Here is a 22977-nt window from a genome sequence, read left to right on the forward strand (position 1 = left end):
AATGGTCGTTGCCAGGGGCGCAAAATTGAACCAAATGACAAAGGTCAAAAAGAAGGCGAACCAGGTGAGGTGCAAGATGCGGTAGCGACCGCTAAACGAAAGTAACTTTGCCACCATGGGAAAATCCCTTGCTTCGCCAATAGCTTCTCCGCAAGAATTTAGCGGCTTTGGAGATAATTTGCGGTCAAATTAGTTACGCCCAAAATGCTTTTTGGGATGACAGCGTACTCGACTAGTTTCAGTTAACTAGTTGCTAGCTTGCCCGACTGTCTACCTCGGCCGATCGCTTGGGACGGGCCCCAAAGTCGTTGACCAGCAGATCCCGCAAGGTCTCTTTGAGGTCATCGCAGGGAATGCCTTTTTGGACGCGGCTTCCCAGTTGGGCGTCTTTGCCCACTTGGCCGCCCATGTAGAGATCGACCCCTTCCACGACTTCGCCGTCTTTGCGCGTTTTGGTGCCTAGCAAGCCAATGTCAGCCACTTGCGGCTGGCCGCAGGAGTTGGGGCAGCCCGTCCAGTGGATGCGCACCTTGCGCGGCATCTCTAGCTCCTGCTCCAGGTCGCAGATCGTGGCGAGCGCGCGTTGTTTAGTCTCGATTAGGGCAAAGTTGCAAAACTGGGAACCGGTGCAGGAGACCAGCAATCGCTCCAGCGGCGCCGGATCGATGGACAAGCGCTCCAGCAGTGGCTCGGATAGCAACGACTGCAACCGGGAGTCGGGCACGTTGGGCAGGATTGCGTTCTGCTCGACGGTAAAGCGGATCTCGCCGCTGCCGTACACCTCAGCCAGGCGCGCCAACTCGAACAGGTCTTGGGCGTCGAGCCGCCCGACGGGCACGTGCAAGCCCACAAAATTAAGGCCCGGTTGCTTTTGTCGGTGGATGCCGATCCAGTCGTGCTTGTCCCAATCGATTTCGTCGTCCTCGGCAGCAGTTGCGAGCGAGCGACCGAGCTGCGACTCCACAACATCGCGGAACTGCTCGATACCCCACGCCTCGATCAGCCACATCAGCCGCGACTTTTGTCGGTTGCCGCGCAATCCCCAGTCGCGATAAACAGTCAAAATGGCGCGGCAGAGCTCGATGACCGTCTCATTGGGCGGCACCCAGGCATTGAGCGGAATGGCGGCTTCCACGCGCTTGCCGGAGAAAAAGCCGCCGACTAGGACGTTAAAGCCCAGCACCCCGTCCTTGTACGCCGGGATGAAGGCGATGTCGTTGATCTCAGCGTGGACGGCGTTGTCGCGCCCGCCTTCGATGGCGATGTTGAACTTGCGCGGCAGGTTGGTGAACTCGGGATTGCCCCGGCCATTGTCCGTAATCATGTCCTGGACCTGCCGCACCAGCCCGCGCGTATCGATGAGCTCGCTGGCATCAATGCCGGCAATGGGCGAGCCTGTGATGTTGCGGACGTTGTCCATACCGGACTGGACCGAGGTCAAGCCCGCCTGCTCGAAGCGCTCGAAAATTTGGGGGATGTCCTCCAGCCGGACGCCGCGCAACTGGATGTTTTGGCGCGTGGTAATATCGGCGCTGCCGTCCTCGCCATAGCCTTCAACAATGTCGGCCAGCACGCGCAGCTGTCCGCTGCTTAGCACCCCGTTGGGGGTGCGCATGCGCAGCATGAACTTGCCCGGCGTAATGGGCCGGTAGAAAATCCCCAGCCACTTGAGGCGCTGCTCCAAATCGGTTTTGTCCACCGATTCCCAACCAATGCGCGCAAAGTGCTCCAGCTCGTCTTTAACGGCAAGGCCGTCTTTTTCGGCCTTGAACTTTTCAAACTTGTTTTTGCTCGTTGCGGACTGCGCTGTAGCGGTCATGGCTCGCTCCCAGTGGCCCGATTGCGTTCGCCAGACTAAGTATCGTTACGCATTCCACTTTAGTCAGGGCGAAAGGCCTAAAACGTGTAATCCGATACCACTGGAGTAGTCCCTACGCAGTAAGCGCATCGATCCAATGCTTGTTTTGCATTAGCGCTAGCAGCGGATGCCGCCGGTGCCCCCAAGGTGATCGCTGCAGTCAAATCGGTTACGGCACGGCCATTGCCAGCGGCGGGGCGTTACCGTCATGCCCGAGCGATTGGAGCTGCTCGGCCATGCCCGCCGGCTCGACTGGCAGCGACCGCACCGCCTCCCGGCGCCCGCTAGCGCGCGAGGTTTTGGCACTGGCTGCCCCGGCGATCGGGTAGTCGGTGTTGCAGACGCTAGTGGTGCTGGCCGATCGCATCATGCTGGGCCACTACAGCACGGACGCCCTAACTGCCATGCAGATCAATGGGGCAGTGCTGTGGTCGGTCACCAGCACCATGACTGCCTTTTCGGTGGGGGCCGTCGCGCTGGTGGGGCGCCAGATGGGCAGCGGCGATCGCGCCCGGGCAGCCGCCGCCACGCGCGCAGCCCTGCTGCTAGCGCTGGGCGTCGGCGCGGTGGTTGCCCTAGCGGGTCTAGGCGGCCTTGAGGGCATCTTGGCGTTGTTTCCGGCGGCTGGGGCTGAGGTGCAAGCCGCAGCTCGCGCTTACCTGAGCTTGGTGTTCGTTGCCCTGCCGCTGCGGCTCGTGGCATTTGCAGCAGCTGCCGTCTTGCAAGCGGCGGGCAACACGCGTACGCCCTTCCTGGTAGCGATCGCGGCCAACGGCCTCAACGTGGCCGTCAACTACAGCCTAATCTTCGGCCACTGGGGCGCGCCCGAGCTGGGCATCCGGGGGGCTGCCTGGGGCAGCGTGGCTGCCATGGCGGTCAACGCCAGCGTGCTGCTGGCGCTGCCGGCACGCCCGAGCGGTCGGCCCACCCTGCGGGGCAGCGGCGGTGAGGGCGAGGCCCTGCGGCGCATGCTGCGCGTGGCGGCGCCGACGTTTGGCGAGCGCTTGGTGCAGCACGCGGGCTTTTTGGGCTTTTTCGGCCTGATTGGAGCGCTCGGGGGAACGGCGATGGCAGCCAATCAGGCCTTATACCAATTTGAGCAGCAGATGCACGCTGACCAAAGTTCATAACTCCTATATTGAAGGAGTTTTGGAGATCGCAATCTAGTGCACAAGCCACGAGAATTTTGGCTTGCTGAGCGCCTATGCGTGCGCGTTCGTGCTGTTTCCAGCAGCGTTGCTGGGCCTGTTTTCCAATGACCCGGCCATCGTGCGGACCGGCATCCCCTGCTTTTACGTTGCGGCTGCGGCCCAGCCGTTCATGGCAGCGAGCATTGTACTGGGGCAGGCGCTGCGCGGAGCTGGCGATACGCGCACGGCGTTTTACGTCTCGCTGGGCGGGTGGCTGATGGTACGCCTGAGTGCGACTTACTTGTTCGCGTTTGGCCTGGATTGGGGATTAGTGGGCGTTTGGATCGGCTCAAGCTTCGATTGGGGGGTGCGCTGTCTGGCGCTAAGCGTCGCCTTTTTCCGGGGTGGCTGGCGGCAGGTGGCGGTCTAAAAGCTCACTTTGCCCTGCAGCCAGTTAGTGATGAGCTGGGGCGCATTCTTTTTGAACCAGCGCATGGCCACCAGCCGGAACACGGGCTTGGAACGCTTGGCGATGGCCTTGGTCAGCCCGTTGAGCGAGCGGGAGCGGATCCACTTGTTGCGCAGGTTGGCCGAGCCCACATCGTAGAGGCAGTCGAGGATGATTTTGACTGTTGCCTCTTCTCGCTCAACCAAGTGCTCGAGTAGCAGCAGAACGTCCTGCATGCGCTCTTCTTTCATCCGCTCTTCTTCCAGACTCTCCTGCAGCTGGACCCACTTTTGCGCTGGTGTCAGATTCGCCATGCCGTTCGTCCTAAAACATGTTGAGCTCGGGCAGTCCCACCGATTCTTACAGACTGCCTGTGCTTCGCGGCAGGGGGCCTTGCAAGCGCGCCGACCGCTTGCCCTAAGGTCGCGGCCGACCCCTAGGCTGTAACGGGGCTCGATCGAACCCCCCAAGGTTGCCGGCGGAGGCCACTGCCAGGCTTCCGCTCGATTGCTACTGCATCACGGACCGCTAGGGCCAGCCTTACGGTCGGCAACGACGATCAGATCCGCGATCGGGCGGGCAAAGTTGGATGGGGCCATTGCCTGCAAGTACTGGCTGGCTCGCCGGGAGCAATACAGCTTGCCGCCAGCTGCCGAAAAGTCTTTACCCGGTTCGAAACCGGCTGTTGCCAGGAGCTTGGCGCTCCAGGCTTTGAGTTGTTCCTGGCGATCCATAGCCAGCAAGGATGAGCGCAGCCTCACCTTTCACTATAGAGCCGCGGCTGCAATCGCGCTAGTCAGGCGGCTACAGCCTAGCTGTCGAGCTTCTTCTCAATTGCAAAAACGAATCCGACGCTGACCGCTCAGGCAAATAGGAAAGCGCTGCCAGCTGCTTTTTTTATAACCCCTTTTATAACCCCAACTCACTACCCTGGTTTGGGGGGAAACGCTTGCTAAATCTAGTTAACCAGACTGAGTGGTTGCTCTCTGAGTGGCGTGGGCTGGGGTAGGGAGCGCGCAACAGTTGACGTTATCGAGGCAAACTTTGCCCCACTCTAAGGCCCAGCGTACGAGCGAAACGCGATTTTCGGTGCCGGTTTTGGTCAAGATATTGCTGATGTGGTTGTCAACCGTTCGCTTGCTTATGGCGAGTTCCCGGGCAATATCCTGGTTGGTCAACCCTGCAGCGACGCGTTCGATGATTTGGAGCTCCCGTTCTGAGAGCTCAATGGGATTGGAGCAGTCGCCGCCAGTCATGGGGGTCTCGGGGTGCCGTTGGTTTTGCTAGCCTTTTGTACTCATTTTAGAAGATTTGAGGACGCGTGCCACTCGCCCCAGATGGGAAAATGGCGGTCGAGTGGCATTGGGCTCAATAGGGAGGTCGCTCGTGAGCGAGCCGCAGGTTCTGTGTCTGGGCGAAGTTCTGTTCGACTGCATTGCGGATCGGCCCGGGCGCTCACTGGAGGCTGTGGAGGCCTGGACGGCCTATCCGGGCGGTGCGCCCGCCAATGTGGCCTGCGCGCTGGTCAAGCTGGGCGTTCCGGCCGGCTTGATTGGCTGCCTGGGCCAGGATGAGGCGGGTGAGGCTCTGCTGCAGCACTTGCAGTCGGTGGGGGTGGATTGTAGCGGCGTGCAGCGCCATGCGAGCGCGCCCACGCGCCGCGTCTACGTCCTGCGCACCGAAGCGGGCGATCGCGAGTTCGCTGGCTTTGGCAGCGGCGAGGCAACGGTGGAAGCCCTGCGCGCGCCTGAGGCCTTTGCCGATGCGTACTTGCAGGCGTCGCAACTGCCGGCAGCGCGCTTAGCCCGGGCCGATTTTTTGGTGCTGGGTACGCTCGAGCTAGCCTACGCGGACAGCGGTGCGGCCGTTCGCCGCGCCCTGGCGCTGGCCCAACAGCGCAGGGTCAAGGTCTTGCTGGATATCAACTGGCGCCCCATCTTCTGGCCCCAGCCCGAGCGGGCCCAAGCGACGATCGCGCCCATCCTCGAGGCGGCCGATTGGCTCAAATGCTCCGCTGAGGAAGCCCAGTGGCTGTTCGGCACAGTCGATCCCAACGCGATCGCGCGCCAGCTCGAGCGCCCTGAAGGGGTATTTGTCACCGATGGGGGCGGCGCCACTCGCTACAATCTCAATGGCCATAGCGGTACTGTTGCGGCCTTTGAGGTCCCGGTTGAGGACACTACTGGTGCCGGCGATGGCTTCGTTGCGGGCCTGCTCTCCCAGTTTTGCCAGCGCAGCGCTGCCGATCGGCGCGATCCGGCCTTTGCCCGCGAAGCCGTTGTCTATGCCTCGGCCGTGGGCGGCCTAACGGCGACGCGCGCCGGCGCAATGGCCGCGCAACCCAGCGCCGCCGAAGTCGCTGCCTTGCTCCAGCGCTCGCCCGCGCCCTAAGCCACCGGTTCAGGTTGCCGAGTCGGCTGCCATGCCCGCTTTTGCCCGCAAGCGATGGGGCCAACACTGGTTGCGCGATCCGCGCGCGCTGGAGCAGATCGCCGCCGCAGCCGAGCTGTCGGGGCGCGATACTGTTTTGGAAATTGGGCCCGGTACGGGGGCCCTAACGCAGTACCTGCTGGCGCGGGCCGGGTTCGTCGTGGCCGTGGAGATCGATCGCGAGCGCTGCCAGCAGCTCGCCCGCACCCTGAGCGCGTGGCGCAACTGGGTGCTGCTACCGGGCGACATTCGCACCCTGGACCTGCCCGCCGAGCTGGCCGAGCGCGGCTTGGCGCGCCCCAACAAAGTCGCGGCCAACATTCCCTACAACATTACCAGCCCCATCTTGCAGGCGTTGCTGGGGCGCATCGCGCAGCCAGCTGCCGCCTACGAGACTGTGGTGTTGCTGGTCCAGCAAGCGATCGCCGAGCGCTTGTGCGCTCGGCCCGGCTCCCGCACCTACGGCGCCCTCTCGGTGCGGATTCAGTACCTGGCTGAGTGCGAGTCCATCGGGCGCGTGCCGGCGCGGGCGTTCTCGCCAGCGCCCCAGGTGGACTCGGCCATCGTTCGCCTGCGGCCGCGTCCGTTTGAGCCCCAACCGCGCGACCCGGCCCGTTTGGAGCAGGCGATCACCTTGGGCTTTGCCAACCGGCGCAAAATGCTGCGCAACAATCTCAAGCCCCTGACTGCCACCCAAGCCCCGGCGCGCGTGCTGGCCCGCTCGGGCATCGATCCCCAAGCCCGCGCCGAAGCCCTGAGCGTGCGAGACTGGATCGCGCTCAGTGATCGCTTGGACGCGCTGGCTGCCAACCGTGCTGCCTCGAGCTAACGCATGCGTTCCTACTCGCTACTGGCCCCGGCTAAAATCAACTTGCACCTGGAGATCCTCGGTGATCGCGCCGATGGCTACCACGAGCTAGTGATGGTGCTGCAGTCGCTGGATCTCGCCGACCGCATCGAGCTGAGCCCCAACCGTACCGATGCCATCCGCGTCAGCGGCAACGCCGAGCGGCTCCCGCCCGAGCGGGACAACCTGGCTTACCAGGCTGCCCAGTTGATGGCGCAACAGTTCCCGCAAGCCTACGCGCAGCACGGGGGTGTCACTATTACCATCGACAAGCGCATTCCCATTGCAGCCGGCATGGCCGGCGGCTCGAGCGATGCAGCGGCGGTTTTGGTCGGGCTGGATCTGATGTGGCAGCTGGGCCTAACGCAGCCGGAGCTGCAAAACCTGGCCGCTCAGTTGGGCTCGGATTTGCCGTTTTGCGTGGCGGGCGGGACCGCGCTCGCCACGGGCCGAGGCGAGCAACTGGAGGCGCTGGCGGGCCCGCACCGACTGGCTGTGGTGATTGCCAAGCATCGCAACCTGAGCGTCTCGACGGCCTGGGCCTACTGTCGCTATCGCGAGCGCTTCGGCAATGAGTACTGCCGCAATCCCCAAGACGCCCGCGCTCGAGCTCAGCGCGTTCACTCGGGGGCGCTGGTTAGCGCCATCGCCCAGCAGGATGGCGCCCAGATCGGGCAGCGCTTGCACAACGACTTCGAGCGGATCGTGCTAGACGAGTTCCCCCAAGTTGCCCAGCTGCGGGACGCCTTCGAGCGCCAGGCAACCTTGGGCTCGCTCATCTCGGGCAGCGGTCCGGCCGTCTTTGCCCTGTGCGAATCGCTCGAGGAGGCTGCCCGCGTTCGCCAAGCCGTCGCTGACGAACTGGCCGATCCCGAGCTCGAGTTCTGGACGAGCCAGCTCTCGAGCGCGGGCATTCAGCTGGCCGACCCGGCCGCCCGCTCGCGCTAGCCATGGCCGATCCCGAACCGCAATCGCCGCCCGATCGCGAGCTGCCTGCTCCGGGACGCTGCCTGCTCGGTGCCGCCGTTGCCGGCGGGTTTGCCGTGCCGCTCTACCTACTGACCCGCGCCATCGTGGGGCACTTTGCCAACAACCCGCTCGATGCCACCGGCGTCGCTGCCACCAGCATTGGGGCCGTGGTTCGTGCCCTGCTCATTGGCGGTAGCGTGCTGCTGACGGGGGTGTTTGCCATCGTTGCGGTGGGCTTGGTGGCCCTGGCGGTCCAATCGGCAGTGCAGCGCTGGCGTGCCCGCTCCCAGTGATGGCGCGCTGCTAGCGCTCAAAGGCCTAGATCGACAGCGACGCGGTGGGCGCAGGCAACCCCCGAGAACGCGACGGCGTTCAGCCCCTGACCGGGAAACGTGCTATCGCCGACGCAGTAAAGCCCCGGCACCGCCGTCCGGTTGAACGGCATGGGCAGCAGGCCGGGCAGCTTGCGCTGCGGCACCGGCCCGTAGGTGCCCTCATCGCGGTTCAAAAAGCGCTGGTGGGTGCGCGGCGTCCCCACCTCTTGGTGCTCGATGCTAGTTTCTAGCCCCGGAAACAGCTGCTCCAGGCGCGCGATCGCCCGCTGAGCTGCTGCCGCTTTCTGTGCCCGATAGGCCGAGCGCGATTGCTGCGGCCAATCGGCCATCCAGCTGGGGGTAAAGGCGTGCACGATGTGGCGGCCTGGCGGGGCCAAGCTGGAATCGAGCAGCGTGGGGATGGAGACAAACAGCGTCCCTTCGGGGGCTTCCATCTGCTGCCAGTCCTCGAGCAGGATGTGATGGCAGTCAGTCTCGGGCGGGATGCACTCGGCCCGCACGCCCAAGTGCAAGTTAATAAAGCTAGGCGATTTGCGGTAGCGCTGCCGCCATCGCCGCTCGGCGCGCGGCATGCCCTCGGCGGGCAGCAGCTTCTCGAAGGTATCCCAGCGCGTAGCGTTGGAGATGACGCGCCGAGCACGGAATTCCTCGCCGGTGCTCAGGCGGACGCCCGCGGCCTGATCGCCTTGGGTGAGAATGGCGCGAACGCGCGATTTGTAGCGGATCTCGCCGCCGGCTCGCTCCAAGCCCCGTGCCAAGGCGAGCGCGATTTGCCCCACACCCCCTTGGGGGTAGTTAATGCCGCCGTAGTGGCGATCGCAAAGCACCATGCCCGCGTTAATGGCCGGCGTTCGCGCTGCCGGCGCGACCGACCAGCAGTAGCACTCCATGTCGATAAAGCGCAGCAGCTGCAGGTCGCTGATGTGGCGGTGGGCCAGATCGCCAACGTTGGTGGGCAAGTAGCGGGCCAAACGCAGGCAGGCCAGCGGATGGTGCGCAAAGGAGCGCGCCAGGTAGCGCGGCTCTTCCAACGAGCGCAGCTCCATGCGATTGAGCGCGTTGAAGATGCCCCAGCATTCGTTGTAGAAGCGCCGAATGCCGCTGGCTTCGTGTGGGAAGTGCGCGATTAACGCCTGCAGGAACTGCTCGTAGTCCCGATGCACCCGCAGATCCAGCCCCTGGGGTAAGTGGTAGTGGATCTGGACCGGATCGGGGATGGTGCTCAGGCTGACATCGACTGCCGCCAGCGCGCGGGTGAGCAGGTTGGTCGTTCCTTGCTGCCCGAAGCCAAAAATCATGGAAGCGCCAACATCGAAGCGATAGCCATCGCGCTCGAAGTAGCCAGCGCTCCCGCCGGGGATAACGTAGCTCTCCAAAACCAAAATGCGGGCGCCCCGGGCAGCCAGCTGGGTCGCTGCCACCAAGCCGCCGATGCCGGCGCCAATGACGATCGCGTCGTAGCAGGGAGAGCTCGGCATGACAGTCCGCCTCGGGAGGCTCCGGAAGGCCAGTCTAGCGTTGCCGCGGTTGGCGCTTGCCCAAGCAGCGGTCAAAAAAAGGGGGGACCGGCTCGACCGGTCCCCCCTGGGCGATTCGTGATGAGAGGAGAACACAATTGAGACTTTAACTGTATTGAAAAAAAGTGTCAACATAGTTCGAACTAGTTGCAACAGTAGTCCTCCCTTGCTCGAGTGCCGGCGCTGCTGCGGCAGTATGGGGTGGAATCTGCTATTGCTGGCTGGAGCCGTGACTTCGCAACTGCGCGTTTACGCCCCCGACCACCCGCTCATCAAGCACTGGTTGGGCGTCGCCCGCGATGCCAATACCCCACCGGCGCTGTTTAAAAGTGCCATGAGCGAGCTAGGGCGCTGGCTGACCTACGAAGCCAGCCGCCATTGGCTGCCGGTGGACGACATGTCGATCCAAACGCCGCTACAGGCTAGCTCGGCGCAAACCATCGACCCGCAAGTTCCGGTTGCGGTCGTTCCCATCCTGAGAGCGGGGCTGTCTTTACTCGAAGGGGCGCAGACGCTGCTCCCGCTCGCCTCGATCTACCACCTGGGGCTGGTGCGCGACGAGCAGGCGCTGACCCCCAGTTGCTATCTCAACAAGCTCCCCGAGCAGTTTGCCCCCCAAACGCGGGTGCTGGTGCTCGATCCCATGCTGGCAACGGGCGGTTCGATCGCCATGGCCCTGCAGGCGATTGCCGAGCGCGGCGCCGATCCCCAAAACGTTCGCATTGTTTCGGTGGTAGCAGCCCCTCCGGCCTTGCAAGCCCTCAACGAACGTTTCCCGGCAATCAGAGTCTATACTGCCGCAATTGATGAAACGCTGGATGAGCGCGGCTACATTGTGCCGGGACTGGGCGACGCCGGCGATCGCGCCTTTGGCACCTAGCGCGGCGCTAGAATTGGCCCAGCAGCGAGGGGATGGCTGCCGCTCTCGAAGCGATGGCCCAAGTGGAAGAAACCATTCAGTTCCCCAGCATCGAGAGCGCGATCGCGCTGGCCGGCCCCCACGAACAAAACCTCAAAACGCTAGCCCAGCAGACCGGCGCCCAACTGGTCATGCGCGGACAGGATCTCTACATCTCGGGCGAGGACCGCTGCGTCCAGCGCTGCCTGGAGCTGGTGCGCTCGCTGCAACCCTACTGGCGCGAAGGCAGCCCCATCTCGCAAGCCGATTTGCAAACGGCCCTGCAAGCCCAAGATGCCGAGCGCTGGTCGGATTACCGCGACCTGCAGCAGGATGTGTTGGCGCGCACGCGCCGCGGCGATGTCATTCGCGCCAAAACGTTCCAGCAGCAGGCCTACGTGCGCGCCATCCAGCAGCACGATGTCACCTTCTGCACCGGACCGGCGGGGACGGGCAAAACCTTCCTGGCAGCCGTTTTGGCCGTGCAGGCGCTGCTGAACGGCCACTACGAACGCCTGATCCTGACCCGCCCGGCCTTGGAGGCCGGCGAAAAGCTGGGGTTTTTGCCCGGGGACCTGCAGCAGAAAGTCAACCCCTTCCTGCGCCCGCTCTACGATGCGCTCTACGAGCTTGTCGATCCGGCCAAGATTCCCGATCTCATGGCCCGCGGCACCATTGAGGTTGCGCCGCTGGCCTACATGCGCGGGCGCACGCTCAACCGCGCCTTTGTCATCGTCGACGAAGCGCAAAACACCACCCCCGCCCAGCTCAAAATGGTGCTGACGCGGCTGGGGTTTGCCGCCAGCATGGCTGTCACCGGCGATATCACCCAGACCGATTTGCCCCAAAACCAGGCCTCAGGCTTGGTGGTGGCGCTCGATATCTTGCAGGGGGTGGAAGGGGTAGCCATCTGCCGCTTGACGGAAGCGGATGTGGTGCGCCACCCGGTCGTGCAGCGGATCGTGGATGCTTACAATCGCTACGAGGGCTCGGAAAGCTAGCGGCGGCTCAAAACCGTTCCGCGTAGGCCTTGAGCTCGCGCGCCATGCGCTGCAGGCCGGGGCGCTCGCGGCGGCCGAGCGGCCGAGCTAGCGGGCGGGCCAGCAGGCCGCGGAAGCGGTGCTGGTGGCGGTAGCGCGTGCGGTTGGGGCCCAGCGCTTCCAGCTCGAAGCGGCATTCGCGGTACCAGCCCGGCAGCGCGGCGACCCACTGCAAGTGGCGCTCGGCGCAGAGCCAGGTCACGGTTGGCGCCAGCAGCGTTTCTTCGCCACCGGGATGGCAGCGCAGCGCCAGGGCAAAGCGGCGGCCGCGCTGCAGCGGCACCCGCGGGTCGCGGTCGTAGAGAAAGGTGTTCCAGTAGCGCCACTGTTCCTTGGCGGTCAGGATGCGCCAAACCAGCTGCGGCGGCGCGTCAATGTCGATGGCAACGCAGGCCACGGGCATGAGGCCATTAGGGGCTCGGACGCGCGTCAGGGTAGGATCCGCCAGGGTAGCCCGCCGCTTGCCTGCATGGTTGATGCCGCTCCCAGCGCTAGCTACAGCCTGGCGATCCGCTTCCGGCTGCCCGATCGCGCCGGTGCGCTCGCCGAGTTCATCCGCACCGTTGCCGAGTGCGAGGGCAATGTGGGCGAGGTGTTGCTGGTAGAGCGCGCGCCAGCCGGAGTCGTGCGCGCCACCACTATCGATGCGGCGAGCGCTCGCCACGCCGAGCAGATTGTCAGCGCCCTGCGGGCCCAGCCGGCCGTGGAGCTGCTCGCGGTCAGCGATCGCACCTTCGCCCTGCACCGCGGCGGCAAAATTGCCGTTCGCAACCGCCATCCACTGCAAACGGAGGCCGATTTGGCCATGGCCTACACCCCAGGGGTGGGGCGAGTTTGCCATGCCATCGCCCAGGATCCGGGCTCGGTTCTTGAGCTCACGATCAAAGGCAACGCCGTTGCCATTGCCACCGACGGCAGTGCCGTACTGGGGCTGGGCAACTTGGGCGCCGAAGCCGCCCTGCCGGTCATGGAGGGCAAAGCCATGCTGTTTCGCGAGTTCGGCGGCATTGATGCTTTCCCGCTTTGCCTGGCCCAGCAGGAGACCGAGGCGCTCGTGGAGACCGTGCGCGCGCTGGCACCGGCCTTTGGCGGCATCAACTTAGAAGACATCAGCGCGCCGCGCTGCTTTGCCATCGAGCGTCGCTTGAGGGAAGCGCTCGATATCCCGGTTTTCCACGACGACCAGCACGGCACCGCCATTGTGGTGCTGGCCGCCCTGCAAAATGCCCTGGCGCTGACAGGCAAGTCCCTAGCGGAGGCGCGCATTGCCATCAACGGCATGGGGGCGGCTGGTGTCGCCATCGCGCGGCTGCTGCAGCAGGCCGGTGCCACCGATATCTGGCCGTGCGACTCGCGCGGGCTGATTTCGCAGCAGCGGACGGATCTGGACGAATTCAAGCAGGGGGTGGCCGTGGCGCATGCGGGCTCGCTGGCCGATGCCCTCGCCGGTGCCGATGTCTTTATTGGCGTCAGCGCTCCCGATGCCCTCTCGCCCCAGATGGTGGGCACCATGGCCCGCGATCCCATCTTGCTAGCGCTGGCCAATCCGGTCCCCGAGATCCGGCCGGAAGCGGTGGGGGAGGAGGTGGCCGTCATGGCCACCGGGCGCAGCGACTACCCCAACCAAATCAACAACGTCCTGGCCTTTCCCGGGGTGTTTCGCGGGGCGCTCGACTGCCAGGCAGCGCGGGTGACGCCCAACATGTGCCTGGCAGCAGCCGGCGCGATCGCGGCGCTGGTTCCACCGGGCGAGCGCCACCGCAACTGCGTCGTGCCCTCGGTTTTCGATTCGCGGGTGGCCCCTGCTGTTGCCGAAGCCGTGCGCGCGGCTGCCCACCGCGATGGCGTTGCCCGCGCAGCCGGCGATCGCTAGCCTGATACGGTGACTGTGGTCCGGCGACTCCGCTGCGCGCATGACTCGCTCTGCCCCATCCAGCCGCCACTACCGCCGCCGCATCTTGTGGCTGGAGCGGCTGATGGCGTTGGCTGCGCTGGCCAATTTCGCGCTGGTGCTGTTCGATTTAACCTATCTGCCGCTGCGCGATTTTTGGCTCCAGGGCCGGGTGAAGCTGCCGGGCTTTCGCATCGGCCCCTATAGCGTAGAGGGCGTCCGCTTTCGCGTACCGCGACCGCCGGTTACCCAGTGGTACGACCCCATTAAGGGCATTCGCCCCCATCCCGAAACGCAGCAGTACTTGCAAGCCGTCGAGCAGCTCGAGCGCCAAATCCAGCGCATGGGGGTCAAATCGAGGCCGACCAAGCAACAGTTGGTGCGCTTGCGCCAGCTCAGCGCCGAGATAGTGCAAGGCAACCCCTTCGAGCTAGCCGGCAAAACGGCCACCCTCGAAGCCATCGAGAACCGCATGCGTAATCGGGTGGGGCTGAGCGCGCAGTTTGGGGTGGGCTCGCCCGAGCAAGCGTTTCGCATCTTTTGGAGCCAAGCCTATTTGAGCCGCAAGGGGTGGCAGCAGGAGCTGCAGTTTTTCCGCAACCGTATCGAGCCGCTGGCGGCCACCAACTATACGCGCGGCATCAACGAGAACGGCGATTTCATCGATCGCTTCTGGATCTTAGATCTGCCCTTCGCGGTCCTGTTTGGACTGGAGTTTTTGGGGCGCACTTACTGGATCCAGCGCCAGCGACCGGCCCTGCGGTGGCGCGAAGCCATGCTGTGGCGCTGGTACGACCTATTTTGGTTCCTGCCAGTCGCCCGCTGGTTGCGCGCCATCCCGCTGACCGTGCGGCTCCACCAAGCGCGCCTAATCGATCTCGACGGGATTCAGGAGCAGCTCTCGCGCGGCTTTGTCGCCACTATCGGCGAAGAACTGACCGAGGTGGTGGTCGTCCAGGGCATCAATCAGCTCCAGGCCACCATCCGCCGCGGCGATTTGCGGAGTTGGTTGGCCGGGCAAGGCGAGCGCGCCTACATCGACCTCAACGAGGTCGATGAGACGGCCGAGCTCGCCAGACTGCTGGTGCGGCTGACCGTGCACCAAGTGCTGCCGCAAATCCGGCCCGATATTGAAGCCTACCTGCGCTACAACCTCACCAAAGCCCTAGAGCAAGCAGCCGGCTACCGGCAGCTGACAGCCCTGCCCGGTATGGCTGCGATGTCCGAGCGAACGACCGAGCGCCTGGTCTCGCAGCTGTATGCGCTGTGCTACGAAGCGATCGAGGTGACCACCCAGGAGGACCCCACGGCCGAGCAAATCCTGCGCCGCCTGGGAGAGAACCTGCGCCAAGCCTACAGCTCGGAGATCCAAGCGCAGCAGACCCTGGAGCAGCTGCAGTCGCTGCTAGTTGACTTGCTAGAGGAGATCAAGATCAATTACGTGCGGCGGCTCTCGCAGCAGGATGTGGAAGAGCTGCTCGAGCAAACGCGCCAGCTGCGGCGCTTGAACGAGTCCGGCACTGGCGGGAACTAAGCCCTGACTGCGCGCTGATTGCGCTATACTGCAAGCGGTGCCCCTCCCAGAGGGCCGCTTCCCAATTTGGGCCGCTTGGAAAGTGGGTATAGCCCGCTTTTTTTTATTAGGTTTGATGAGCCACCCGCTCGTGCCGCAGCTGACAGCGCAAGCACGTCCCATCGCCCGCGAGCTGGGCCTGGAACTGGTTGAGGTTGCCTTCCAGCCCCACCAGAGCCCGCCGGTGGTGCACGTTGCGGTGCGCAACCCGCACGCCGATACGAGCTTGGATGACTGCGAGCGCATGAGCCGCGCGCTCGAAGCCCAACTCGATGCCGAAGAGCTCGTTCCGAGTGCCTATCTTTTGGAGGTCTCGAGTCCGGGGGTTCCCAAACAACTCACCACCGATCGCGAGTTTGCCTCGTTTAAGGGGTTTGCCGTGCGCGTGCGCACGAGCGAGCCCTACAAGGGCCGCCGGGAGTGGTGCGGCAACCTCCAGGGCCGGGACGCCGATACGCTCTATCTCAATCAAAAGGGCAAGCCCGTTCGCATTCCGCGCCGCGCGATCGCCGCGGTGATGCTTGACTCGCCCAGCTAGCGATCGCCCCATCCGCTGCTGTCTGTACTAGGAGGACGCCTCATGTCGCTGGTTAGCTTACCCGGGCTGCGCAAGATGATCGACGATGTCAGCGAGAGCCACAATCTCCCCGAGTCGGTCGTTCAGGAAGCGCTCCAGGAAGCCTTGCTCAAGGGCTACGAGCGCTACCGGCGCGCGCGCAACCTGGATCGCTACCGCTTTAGCGAGGATTACTTCGACAACTTCGAGGTCGAGCTCGACCCCGAGGCCGAAGGCTTCCGCGTCCTCGCCACCAAAGAAATCGTGGAGTCAGTCGAGGACAGCGACCACCAGATCGGTTTGCAAGAGGTGCAAGCGGTAGCCAGCGACGTGCAGCTGGGCGACTCGGTGGTCATCGACGTGACGCCCCAGCAGCAAGAGTTCGGTCGCATGGCCGCCATCCAAACCAAGCAAGTGCTGCTGCAAAAGCTGCGCGACCAGCAGCGCCGGATGGTGCAAGAAGAGTTCAGCGATTTGGAAGGCACCGTCCTGCCAGCGCGCGTGCTGCGCTTCGAGCGGCAGTCGGTCATCATGGCCGTGCGCAGCAGCTACAACCAACCCGAGGTCGAGGCTGAGCTCCCCCGGCGCGAGCAGCTGCCCAACGACAACTACCGCGCCAGCGCTACCTTCCGCGTCTTTTTGGATCGCGTGCGCGAAGGGCCCCACCGCGGCCCGCAGCTGATCGTCTCGCGCGCTGCTGCCGGGTTGGTGGCCTACCTGTTTGCCAACGAAGTGCCCGAGATCGAAGACGAAATCGTGCGCATTGTGGCGGTCTCGCGCGAGGCCAACCCCTCTGCCCGCCAGGCCGGCGCGCGGACTAAAATCGCGGTCGATACCCTCGAGAGCGATGTCGATCCGGTCGGGGCCTGCATCGGCGCCCGAGGCTCGCGCATTCAGGCCGTTGTCAATGAGCTGCGCGGCGAAAAAATTGATGTCATTCGCTGGTCCCCCGATCCGGCCACCTACATCACCAGCGCGCTCAGCCCGGCACAGCTCGATCGCGTCATCCTGCAAGATCCCGACCAGCGGCAGGCCCTGGTTTTGGTACCTGACGATCAGCTCAGTTTGGCCATCGGCAAAAACGGGCAGAACGTTCGCCTGGCCTCCCGCCTGACCGGCTGGAAGATCGACATTAAAAGCGCCACGGCCTTCGATAGCGAAGCCGACGCCTCGCAAGCGCCGGCAGCCACCCAAGCCGAGGCCGATACCAGCGACGATCGCGGCCCGGATGTCTTTTTAATGGATGAGCCGCCGGCCACCGGCGAAGCCATCCCGGAAGCGGCCGAAGGTGCCGAACTCGAATCCCACTCGGAGCGCTCCGACCGTTAGCATGGCCGAATCCTATCGGCGCTGCATTGGGTGCCGCCAGCTCGCGCCCAAATCGGCACTTTGGCGCATCGTCCGAACGCATCCCAGCGGCGAGGTGCGCTTGGATAGCGGCATGGGGCGCTCGGCCTACCTGTGCCCGCAGCGGCCGTGCCTGCAAGCGGCCCGCCGCAAAAAGCGGCTGGCGCGCGCGCTCAAAGCGCCCGTTCCCGAGCGCATCGACCGAGCGCTGGAGCAGCACCTGGCAGCGCGCGAAGCCACCGAGCAAAACCGCCGGCCAGCGCCCGATGGTGAGGATGCTTCGTTAGCATGAAAGGGGCCGCTTGGGCTGGGCCGCTCCCAATAGCGGGCGAGCCGGCCAGCACAAACGGGGACTGCAGGCATCAGGGACTGAGCGGATGACCGACGGCAAGATTCGCATTTACGAACTCTCGCGGGAGCTCAAGCTCAAAAACAAAGAGATCTTGCGCCTCTGCGAGGAGCTCGATATTGCGGTCAAAAGCCACAGCAGCACGATTACTGCCTCGCAAGCCGAGCAGATCCGGACGGCAGCCGGCCGGTTGCGCGCTAGCGATGGCGGTGCTGGCAGTCGGGGCAAGCCGTCCGGTACCAACCGCCGCCGCTCCGCTACCAACGGGCGCTCGGGCGCAAACCAGCAGCCAGGGAGCCAACAAGAGATCCTCGCCGTTCGCAAGCGCTCCCAGGCTGCTAGCGCAACGGCCGGTTCGGCCGAGGCCCAAGGCGGTCAGTCTCAGTCTCCTCAGCCTCCTCAATCTCCTCAGCCGCCGCAGGCCGCGCCCGAGCCGTCCAAAGCCCCTGCCGCCCAGTCTCCCCAAAAACCGGAGCTCGCCGGTCCGCCCAAGCCTGCCCAGCCGCAAGCGTCCCGTCCCCAACAAGCGGCTGCTCCCCCTAGCGAGACCACCGAAGCTGCAGCAAGCACGCAGCCAGCCGTCAAACCGGCCACACCACCGCAACCGCCGCCCCAACGCAACAAGCCCCAGCGGCCCGAGCGACCGCAATCGCCGCCGAGTGCCAAGACGAGCGAGCCCTCCAAGACCGAGCCGGCCGCCCGCCCGAGCGGCGAGCCCAGCACAACGCCCAAACCCAAGCGACCCGAGACGGCGGCGCCCAAACAAGACGAGCGGCCCGAGCGCCAGGCCGGCAAACCGCCCAAATCCGGACGCACCAAGCGACCCAAGCCCAAAGTCGAGGAGGACGAAGCGTCCCTCGACATGGCCCAGCTCGAGACGGAAACGGCCGAGCCAACCGAGTCCAGCGCTCCAGCACAATCGACCAGCGCGCGATCGCTGGAGCGGCCGTCCAGGCCCGGCTCGCAGGCCACCAAAGCACCGGCAACCAAAGCCCCCAGCCGGCCCAAAAAGCCCACCCGCAAGCCCAGCGCTGCCAAATCGCAAGCGCGGCAGCAGCAGCGCCGTCAGGAGCCGGCAGAACCGCAACTGCCCGATAAAGTCGTTCTGGAGCGCGAGCTCACGGTGCGCGAGCTTGCCGAGCGCTTGAATATCGCCGAAACCGATATTGTCAAGCAGCTGTTTTTCCAGGGGGTTGCAGCCAACGTCACCCAAACCCTCGATAGCGCCACTGCGCGCGCTGTCGCTGAAGAGCGCGGCGTCACCATCGAGACTCCCGAGCGCAGCTCGGCAGCGCAAAAAAGCGAGATGCTCGACAGCGAGGATCTCGAGTACTTGCAGTTGCGCCCGCCGGTGGTCACCGTCATGGGGCACGTCGACCACGGCAAGACCAGCTTGCTCGATGCCATTCGCCAAACCAAAGTGGTGGAGGGCGAAGCCGGCGGCATAACCCAGCACGTGGGGGCCTACCACGTCAATGTCGAGCAGGAAGGCGAGACCAAGCAGGTCGTTTTCCTCGACACCCCCGGCCACGAGGCCTTTACCGCCATGCGGGCGCGCGGCGCGCGCATCACCGATATTGCCGTGCTCGTGGTGGCCGCTGACGATGGCGTCAAGCCCCAAACCCAGGAGGCCGTCAGCCACGCCCAAGCAGCGGGGATCCCCATTGTGGTGGCGCTCAACAAGGTCGACAAACCCGAAGCCGATCCGGATCGGGTCAAGCAAGAGCTCACCGAGCTGGACCTCATCCCCGAAGAGTGGGGCGGCCAAACCGTGGTCGTTCCGGTAAGCGCAGTCCAGGGCGAGAACTTGGACTCGCTACTCGAGATGCTGCTGCTGGTGGCCGAGATTGAGGAGCTGAGCGCCAACCCGCAGCGGCCGGCCAAAGGCACGGTGATCGAAGCCCACCTGGATCGGGCCCGCGGTCCGGTCGCCACGCTGCTGGTGCAAAACGGGACCCTGCGCGTGGGGGATCCCATCGTTGCCGGTTGGGTGTTTGGCAAGGTCCGCGCCCTAACCGACGACCGCGGCGAGCGTGTTGAGGCGGCCTCGCCGTCTTTTGCCGTTGAGGTGCTGGGCCTGGGCGATGTCCCCTCGGCCGGGGACGAGTTCGAGGCCTTCCGCGACGAGCGAGCGGCGCGCGAGACGGCTGAGGAACGCAGCGAGCAGCAACGCGAGCGCCGGCTGCAGCAAGCCATGTCGCGCCGCGTGACGCTCAGCGGCCTCTCGACCCAGGCCCAACAAGGCGAGCTGAAAGAGCTCAACCTCGTCATCAAAACCGACGTCCAAGGGACAGTGGAAGCCATTTTGGGGGCGCTACAGCAGCTTCCGCAGAAGGAAGTGCAAGTCCGCGTCCTGCTGGCTGCCCCGTGCGAGATCAGCGAAGCCGATATCGATCTGGCCGCCGCGAGCGGGGCGATCGTGGTGGGCTTCAACACCTCGCTGGCAAGCGGTGCCCGCAATACTGCCGACCGGGAAGGCGTCGACATCCGCGAGTACGAGGTCATCTACAAGCTCGTCGACGACATTCAGGGCGCCATGGAGGGCTTGCTCGAGCCCGAGGAGGTCGAGCAGCCGCTGGGCGAAGCCGAGGTGCGAGCGGTGTTCCCGGTAGGCCGCGGCACGGTGGCGGGTTGCTACATCCGCTCGGGCCGCGTTGCGCGCAACCGCAACATCCGCGTGCGCCGCGGGGACGCGGTCATCTACGAGGGGAATCTCGATTCGCTCAAGCGCGTCCAAGACGACGTCAAGGAAGTCAGCGCCGGCTACGAGTGCGGCATTGGCGCGCACAAGTTCAACGACTGGCAGGAAGGCGACACCATCGAAGCCTACGAAATGGTGGTGCAGCGCCGAAGCTTGGCGGATAAAAAGCAGTAGGCTAGCCTGCCCGCGCTCGCCCGTGCCGCTCGAGTGCCTGGGCTATCCTGGAAGGCAGGAGCGCGCTCGCCGAGCGCTCGCACTGCAATGGAACGCAGGTAAGGCGCACAAAGTTGGGGGCTAGCGTGGGATGGGCGCGCTAGCAGCCGGGGCTGCCCCATTAGCTATTGCCTGCACGCAACCTCGGCAACCGCTCCGCAACGACGCGATTGAAGGGGGCGCCATGGCGGCCAACACGGCCATTGCCAACGCGATCGAGCGGCTGGACTATCGGGTAACGGTGGGCGATGTCGCCGCGCAAGCGGGGACCGACCTCGATCGCGCTCGGCGCGGGCTGCTCGAGCTGGCCTCAGAGGCCGGCGGCCACTTGCAAGTCGCTGAGTCGGGCGAGATTGCCTACACCTTCCCCCGCAACTTTCGCGCCATCCGACGCAACCAGTCGCTGCGCCTGCAACTGCAAGCGTGGTGGAACCAAGTCTGGGGCGTTCTGTTCTACCTCATTCGCATCTCGTTCGGCATCATGCTGCTGCTGTCCATCCTGCTGATGGTGCTGGCGATCGCAGCCATTGCCATGGGCCTGCGAGGCGGTGGCGACGACGAAGGCGGCGGCGACGGTCCCAGCATGGGGGGTGGGTTGGGCTTTCCCACGCCGCTGTTTTTGATCGGGCCCGATCCGTTCTGGATCTTTGCCCCCGATTGGGAAGAGCGGCGGCACCGCCAGCGCGAGCGCTCGACGCCAGGACGCGGCAGCAGCCGCATGAACTTTCTGGAAGCGGTTTTTTCGTTTTTGTTTGGCGATGGCAATCCCAATGCGGATCTAGAAGCCCGCCGCTGGCGCACCATCGCCGCCGTCATTCGCAACAACGGCGGGACCGCAGTGGCCGAGCAGGTGGCGCCCTATCTGGACGACATTGCTGCCGAAGACCGCGAGGATGAGGATTTCATGCTGCCGGTGCTGGCGCGCTTCAATGGCTACCCGGAGGTTTCGGAGGGCGGCAGCATCGTCTACTGCTTCCCTGACTTGCAGGTGACCGCCACCCAGCGCGATCGCGACCCCGTTCCGGCCTATCTCAAGGAACAGCCCTGGCGCTTTAGCGAAGCCGGGCGCGGCCAGCTTGTGGGGGCCATTGGCCTAGGCGGTCTCAACCTGGTGCTGGCGCTCATGCTGGGCTCGCTGCTGCAGGGCCCAAATGCGGCTGCCATCGCGCAGGCAGGAGGCTTTCTGGCTTTCATTCAGTCGATTTACGGCTTGCTGCTCGCCTACGCGATCAGCTTTTTGGCCGTCCCGCTGGGGCGCTACTACTGGATCCGGTGGCGCAACCGGTCCATCGAAGCCAACAACCAAATGCGCGCCCAGCGCGCCCAAGCGCTCAACCGGCCGGATGCGGCGCTGCGCCAGAAATTGACCTACGCCCGCCAGTTTGCCGACCGGCAGGTTCTGGCCGAGCAGGAGGCGATCTACACCAGCGATCGCGATTTGGCCGAACAAGAGAGCGAGCGCGCCGATCGCATCGACGAGGAGTGGCGGCGCCGGCTGGGCTCGGACTGGGATGCTTAGCTTGGGGCGGGAGTCGGTTGCTGCTGCAGCCGCTCGAGCACCTGCAAGAGCTCGCGCTCGAAGGTGACTTGGGCGCGGTTGGTTTTGCCGCCCACGTAGAGGCGATCGCCATCCTGCAGCGCCCACACCTGGGAGTGGGAAACGTAGCTCATGACCACGCCCACCATCAGCAGGCCAAACCCGGCGTAAACTAGCGGCACGCCCGGATCGGCTTTGATTTGCAACCCCGTACTGCCGATGAGGTCGCGCACGTGCAGGGTCACCCCATCCACCTCGGCCGCCATGCCGGGGCGCACGGCACTGGTGAGTTGACCGTCCGTGTCGTAGACCAGCAGCGTGCCTTGCAGGTCGCGCGCCAGCAGCGAAATGCCAGCACTCAGATCGGGCTCGACCGGGACCCAGGTGCCCCAGAGCTGGCCCTCATCCGCTGACTCCAGCGGCTTCATGGGGAGCTCGAACACCGGACTGTCGTCCAGGCGTAGCTTGACGGCGTGGATGTCCCAATCGGTTTGATAGACGGTCACCCCGTCGTAGCGGAAGGGCTCGTTGACCCGGATGGTTTGGCGCTTTTGCACCTGGCCCTGCGCGTCGACTGCCGAGAGGTCCGAGTAGAACTGCTCGATCTCGCCGCTGCTGCGATAGTCGATCCAAAAGCGGTTGACTTTCAGCGCCCAATCCTGCGGAATTTGACTGCGTGCCAGCGGCCCAGCTTCAATGATGTTGCGCACCTGGGCCGTCTCACCGCTGGGGATCATCTGCTGGGCCGTGAACCCGGCCAAGCCTCCCCAAATCGCGCCAGCCAAGATCAGCAGCATGCTGGCATGCACCACGATGGGGCCGATGCGCCCCATCAATCCCTTGCGGGCGTAGAGGGCATCGCCGTCCCGGTGCACCTGGTAGCGGCGCTGGCGCAGCAGTGGCTCCAGCTCGGTTAGGGACCGGCCGAGCAGCTCGTCGCTGAGCGCCAGCTTGCGAAACTGCTGCGGCTTGCGGTAGAAGCGCCAGCGCCGCGCTGCTTTGAGCGCCGGCAGCTGGCGGGTGAAGGTGCAAGCCGCCAGGCTGGCCCCCAGCAGCACCAGCAGCGCCAAAAACCACCAGGCGCTATAGACGCGATCCAGCCCCAGCAAGGGGATGGCCTCGCCCACTGGGACGTCCAGCCCGGGGAGCTCGCCCGGGTATTGCCGCCGGTAAAACGCTGGCGATCGCCCTTGCTCGATCAGCGTGCCGCTAATGCTGGCTGCCGCAATGGCTAGCAGCAATCCGATGGCTAGGCGCAGGTTGGCGGTGCACCGGACCAGCTCGCGGGCGACGGCGGTCAGCGCTGGCTGCGGTTCAGGGGGAGAGCTCACCATGCCC

23 protein-coding genes are annotated in these 22977 nt (G+C 64.8%); 15 read left to right on the plus strand and 8 right to left on the minus strand.

Features of this window, described 5'->3' with window-relative positions; genetic code table 11:
- Window positions 1–253: 253 nt before the first annotated feature.
- On the minus strand, window positions 254–1819 hold the full coding sequence (locus tag BRC58_01835; protein PSP19024.1) for a ferredoxin--nitrite reductase: 1566 nt from the start codon (window positions 1817–1819) through the stop codon (window positions 254–256).
- A gap of 208 nt (window positions 1820–2027) precedes the next feature.
- The gene (locus tag BRC58_01840; GenBank protein PSP19025.1) at window positions 2028–2225 is read right to left on the minus strand and encodes a hypothetical protein; all 198 of its coding nucleotides are present in this window, start codon (window positions 2223–2225) and stop codon (window positions 2028–2030) included.
- Here BRC58_01840 and BRC58_01845 point away from each other — a divergent pair.
- Together BRC58_01845 and BRC58_01850 are read left to right on the plus strand one after the other, a co-directional pair.
- Window positions 2206–2988, plus strand: a complete 783-nt coding sequence (locus tag BRC58_01845; protein ID PSP19026.1) for a hypothetical protein — start codon at window positions 2206–2208, stop codon at window positions 2986–2988. The genes BRC58_01840 and BRC58_01845 overlap by 20 nt on opposite strands.
- A gap of 61 nt (window positions 2989–3049) precedes the next feature.
- A complete protein-coding gene (locus BRC58_01850; GenBank protein PSP19027.1) occupies window positions 3050–3418 on the plus strand; it encodes a hypothetical protein in 369 nt (122 codons plus the stop codon).
- On the opposite strand, the gene BRC58_01855 is transcribed toward BRC58_01850, so the two are convergent.
- The 3 genes from BRC58_01855 to BRC58_01865 all read right to left on the minus strand — a co-directional run bounded on the left by BRC58_01855 (window position 3415) and on the right by BRC58_01865 (window position 4692).
- Window positions 3415–3750 (minus strand): hypothetical protein, encoded by a 336-nt coding sequence (locus BRC58_01855; GenBank protein PSP19028.1) that lies wholly within the window; start codon window positions 3748–3750, stop codon window positions 3415–3417. The two genes, BRC58_01850 and BRC58_01855, sit on opposite strands and share 4 nt — an antisense overlap.
- A gap of 204 nt (window positions 3751–3954) precedes the next feature.
- A complete protein-coding gene (locus BRC58_01860) occupies window positions 3955–4170 on the minus strand; it encodes a hypothetical protein (protein ID PSP19029.1) in 216 nt (71 codons plus the stop codon).
- Between the two features lie 228 nt (window positions 4171–4398).
- A complete protein-coding gene (locus tag BRC58_01865) occupies window positions 4399–4692 on the minus strand; it encodes a helix-turn-helix transcriptional regulator (GenBank protein PSP19030.1) in 294 nt (97 codons plus the stop codon).
- A gap of 130 nt (window positions 4693–4822) precedes the next feature.
- Here BRC58_01865 and BRC58_01870 point away from each other — a divergent pair, with 130 nt between their 5' ends.
- Genes BRC58_01870 through BRC58_01885 form a run of 4 tightly spaced genes read left to right on the plus strand, consistent with a single transcriptional unit; the run spans window position 4823 to window position 7975 of the window.
- Window positions 4823–5827 (plus strand): carbohydrate kinase, encoded by a 1005-nt coding sequence (locus tag BRC58_01870; GenBank protein PSP19031.1) that lies wholly within the window; start codon window positions 4823–4825, stop codon window positions 5825–5827.
- A gap of 31 nt (window positions 5828–5858) precedes the next feature.
- On the plus strand, window positions 5859–6695 hold the full coding sequence (locus BRC58_01875; GenBank protein ID PSP19032.1) for a 16S rRNA (adenine(1518)-N(6)/adenine(1519)-N(6))-dimethyltransferase: 837 nt from the start codon (window positions 5859–5861) through the stop codon (window positions 6693–6695).
- A 3-nt stretch (window positions 6696–6698) separates the two neighbouring features.
- A complete protein-coding gene (locus tag BRC58_01880) occupies window positions 6699–7661 on the plus strand; it encodes a 4-(cytidine 5'-diphospho)-2-C-methyl-D-erythritol kinase (protein PSP19033.1) in 963 nt (320 codons plus the stop codon).
- Window positions 7662–7663: 2 nt separating this feature from the next.
- A complete protein-coding gene (locus BRC58_01885; protein ID PSP19034.1) occupies window positions 7664–7975 on the plus strand; it encodes a DUF3082 domain-containing protein in 312 nt (103 codons plus the stop codon).
- Between the two features lie 17 nt (window positions 7976–7992).
- Here the strand turns inward: BRC58_01885 and crtH are convergent, their stop codons facing one another.
- Window positions 7993–9495: a carotene isomerase gene (gene crtH / locus BRC58_01890; protein ID PSP19035.1), complete on the minus strand. Its 1503-nt coding sequence runs from the start codon at window positions 9493–9495 to the stop codon at window positions 7993–7995.
- A 268-nt stretch (window positions 9496–9763) separates the two neighbouring features.
- Between crtH and BRC58_01895 the strand changes: the two genes are divergently transcribed.
- A complete protein-coding gene (locus BRC58_01895; protein PSP19078.1) occupies window positions 9764–10414 on the plus strand; it encodes a uracil phosphoribosyltransferase in 651 nt (216 codons plus the stop codon).
- A 53-nt stretch (window positions 10415–10467) separates the two neighbouring features.
- On the plus strand, window positions 10468–11433 hold the full coding sequence (locus BRC58_01900) for a phosphate starvation-inducible protein PhoH (GenBank protein PSP19079.1): 966 nt from the start codon (window positions 10468–10470) through the stop codon (window positions 11431–11433).
- 7 nt (window positions 11434–11440) lie between these two features.
- Here BRC58_01900 and BRC58_01905 read toward each other — a convergent pair whose 3' ends face one another.
- Window positions 11441–11875, minus strand: coding sequence for a hypothetical protein (locus BRC58_01905; protein PSP19036.1), 435 nt, complete (start codon window positions 11873–11875; stop codon window positions 11441–11443).
- Window positions 11876–11941: 66 nt separating this feature from the next.
- Here BRC58_01905 and BRC58_01910 point away from each other — a divergent pair, with 66 nt between their 5' ends.
- From BRC58_01910 to BRC58_01940, 7 genes are all read left to right on the plus strand, one after another.
- The gene (locus BRC58_01910) at window positions 11942–13345 is read left to right on the plus strand and encodes an NAD-dependent malic enzyme (GenBank protein ID PSP19037.1); all 1404 of its coding nucleotides are present in this window, start codon (window positions 11942–11944) and stop codon (window positions 13343–13345) included.
- Window positions 13346–13448: 103 nt separating this feature from the next.
- Window positions 13449–14897: a hypothetical protein gene (locus BRC58_01915; protein PSP19080.1), complete on the plus strand. Its 1449-nt coding sequence runs from the start codon at window positions 13449–13451 to the stop codon at window positions 14895–14897.
- Window positions 14898–15012: 115 nt separating this feature from the next.
- Window positions 15013–15474: a ribosome maturation factor RimP gene (locus tag BRC58_01920; protein ID PSP19038.1), complete on the plus strand. Its 462-nt coding sequence runs from the start codon at window positions 15013–15015 to the stop codon at window positions 15472–15474.
- Between the two features lie 42 nt (window positions 15475–15516).
- Complete coding sequence (gene nusA, locus BRC58_01925; protein ID PSP19039.1) at window positions 15517–16821, plus strand: transcription termination/antitermination protein NusA; 1305 nt, start codon at window positions 15517–15519, stop codon at window positions 16819–16821.
- A gap of 1 nt (window position 16822) precedes the next feature.
- Complete coding sequence (locus BRC58_01930; GenBank protein ID PSP19040.1) at window positions 16823–17131, plus strand: DUF448 domain-containing protein; 309 nt, start codon at window positions 16823–16825, stop codon at window positions 17129–17131.
- Window positions 17132–17216: 85 nt separating this feature from the next.
- Entirely contained in the window at window positions 17217–20063 is a 2847-nt protein-coding gene (locus tag BRC58_01935; GenBank protein PSP19041.1) for a translation initiation factor IF-2, read from the plus strand.
- Window positions 20064–20286: 223 nt separating this feature from the next.
- The gene (locus BRC58_01940; GenBank protein ID PSP19081.1) at window positions 20287–21621 is read left to right on the plus strand and encodes a hypothetical protein; all 1335 of its coding nucleotides are present in this window, start codon (window positions 20287–20289) and stop codon (window positions 21619–21621) included.
- Here the strand turns inward: BRC58_01940 and BRC58_01945 are convergent.
- On the minus strand, window positions 21618–22973 hold the full coding sequence (locus BRC58_01945; GenBank protein ID PSP19042.1) for a cytochrome C biogenesis protein CcsB: 1356 nt from the start codon (window positions 22971–22973) through the stop codon (window positions 21618–21620). The genes BRC58_01940 and BRC58_01945 overlap by 4 nt on opposite strands.
- Window positions 22974–22977: the final 4 nt, after the last annotated feature.

It is taken from the genome of Cyanobacteria bacterium QS_8_64_29 (assembly GCA_003022125.1).
Lineage (GTDB): Bacteria > Cyanobacteriota > Cyanobacteriia > Cyanobacteriales > Rubidibacteraceae > QS-8-64-29.

What these genes read in the sequence shown, in the direction of transcription:
- BRC58_01835 (PSP19024.1), bottom strand. Translation starts at nt 1,819, where the DNA reads ATGACCGCTACAGCGCAGTCCGCAACGAGCAAAAACAAGTTTGAAAAG.
- BRC58_01840 (PSP19025.1), bottom strand. Translation starts at nt 2,225, where the DNA reads ATGCGATCGGCCAGCACCACTAGCGTCTGCAACACCGACTACCCGATC.
- BRC58_01855 (PSP19028.1), bottom strand. Translation starts at nt 3,750, where the DNA reads ATGGCGAATCTGACACCAGCGCAAAAGTGGGTCCAGCTGCAGGAGAGT.
- BRC58_01860 (PSP19029.1), bottom strand. Translation starts at nt 4,170, where the DNA reads ATGGATCGCCAGGAACAACTCAAAGCCTGGAGCGCCAAGCTCCTGGCA.
- BRC58_01865 (PSP19030.1), bottom strand. Translation starts at nt 4,692, where the DNA reads ATGACTGGCGGCGACTGCTCCAATCCCATTGAGCTCTCAGAACGGGAG.
- BRC58_01875 (PSP19032.1), top strand. Translation starts at nt 5,859, where the DNA reads ATGCCCGCTTTTGCCCGCAAGCGATGGGGCCAACACTGGTTGCGCGAT.
- BRC58_01880 (PSP19033.1), top strand. Translation starts at nt 6,699, where the DNA reads ATGCGTTCCTACTCGCTACTGGCCCCGGCTAAAATCAACTTGCACCTG.
- BRC58_01885 (PSP19034.1), top strand. Translation starts at nt 7,664, where the DNA reads ATGGCCGATCCCGAACCGCAATCGCCGCCCGATCGCGAGCTGCCTGCT.
- crtH (PSP19035.1), bottom strand. Translation starts at nt 9,495, where the DNA reads ATGCCGAGCTCTCCCTGCTACGACGCGATCGTCATTGGCGCCGGCATC.
- BRC58_01900 (PSP19079.1), top strand. Translation starts at nt 10,468, where the DNA reads ATGGCCCAAGTGGAAGAAACCATTCAGTTCCCCAGCATCGAGAGCGCG.
- BRC58_01905 (PSP19036.1), bottom strand. Translation starts at nt 11,875, where the DNA reads ATGCCCGTGGCCTGCGTTGCCATCGACATTGACGCGCCGCCGCAGCTG.
- BRC58_01910 (PSP19037.1), top strand. Translation starts at nt 11,942, where the DNA reads ATGGTTGATGCCGCTCCCAGCGCTAGCTACAGCCTGGCGATCCGCTTC.
- BRC58_01915 (PSP19080.1), top strand. Translation starts at nt 13,449, where the DNA reads ATGGCGTTGGCTGCGCTGGCCAATTTCGCGCTGGTGCTGTTCGATTTA.
- BRC58_01920 (PSP19038.1), top strand. Translation starts at nt 15,013, where the DNA reads ATGAGCCACCCGCTCGTGCCGCAGCTGACAGCGCAAGCACGTCCCATC.
- nusA (PSP19039.1), top strand. Translation starts at nt 15,517, where the DNA reads ATGTCGCTGGTTAGCTTACCCGGGCTGCGCAAGATGATCGACGATGTC.
- BRC58_01930 (PSP19040.1), top strand. Translation starts at nt 16,823, where the DNA reads ATGGCCGAATCCTATCGGCGCTGCATTGGGTGCCGCCAGCTCGCGCCC.
- BRC58_01935 (PSP19041.1), top strand. Translation starts at nt 17,217, where the DNA reads ATGACCGACGGCAAGATTCGCATTTACGAACTCTCGCGGGAGCTCAAG.
- BRC58_01940 (PSP19081.1), top strand. Translation starts at nt 20,287, where the DNA reads ATGGCGGCCAACACGGCCATTGCCAACGCGATCGAGCGGCTGGACTAT.
- BRC58_01945 (PSP19042.1), bottom strand. Translation starts at nt 22,973, where the DNA reads ATGGTGAGCTCTCCCCCTGAACCGCAGCCAGCGCTGACCGCCGTCGCC.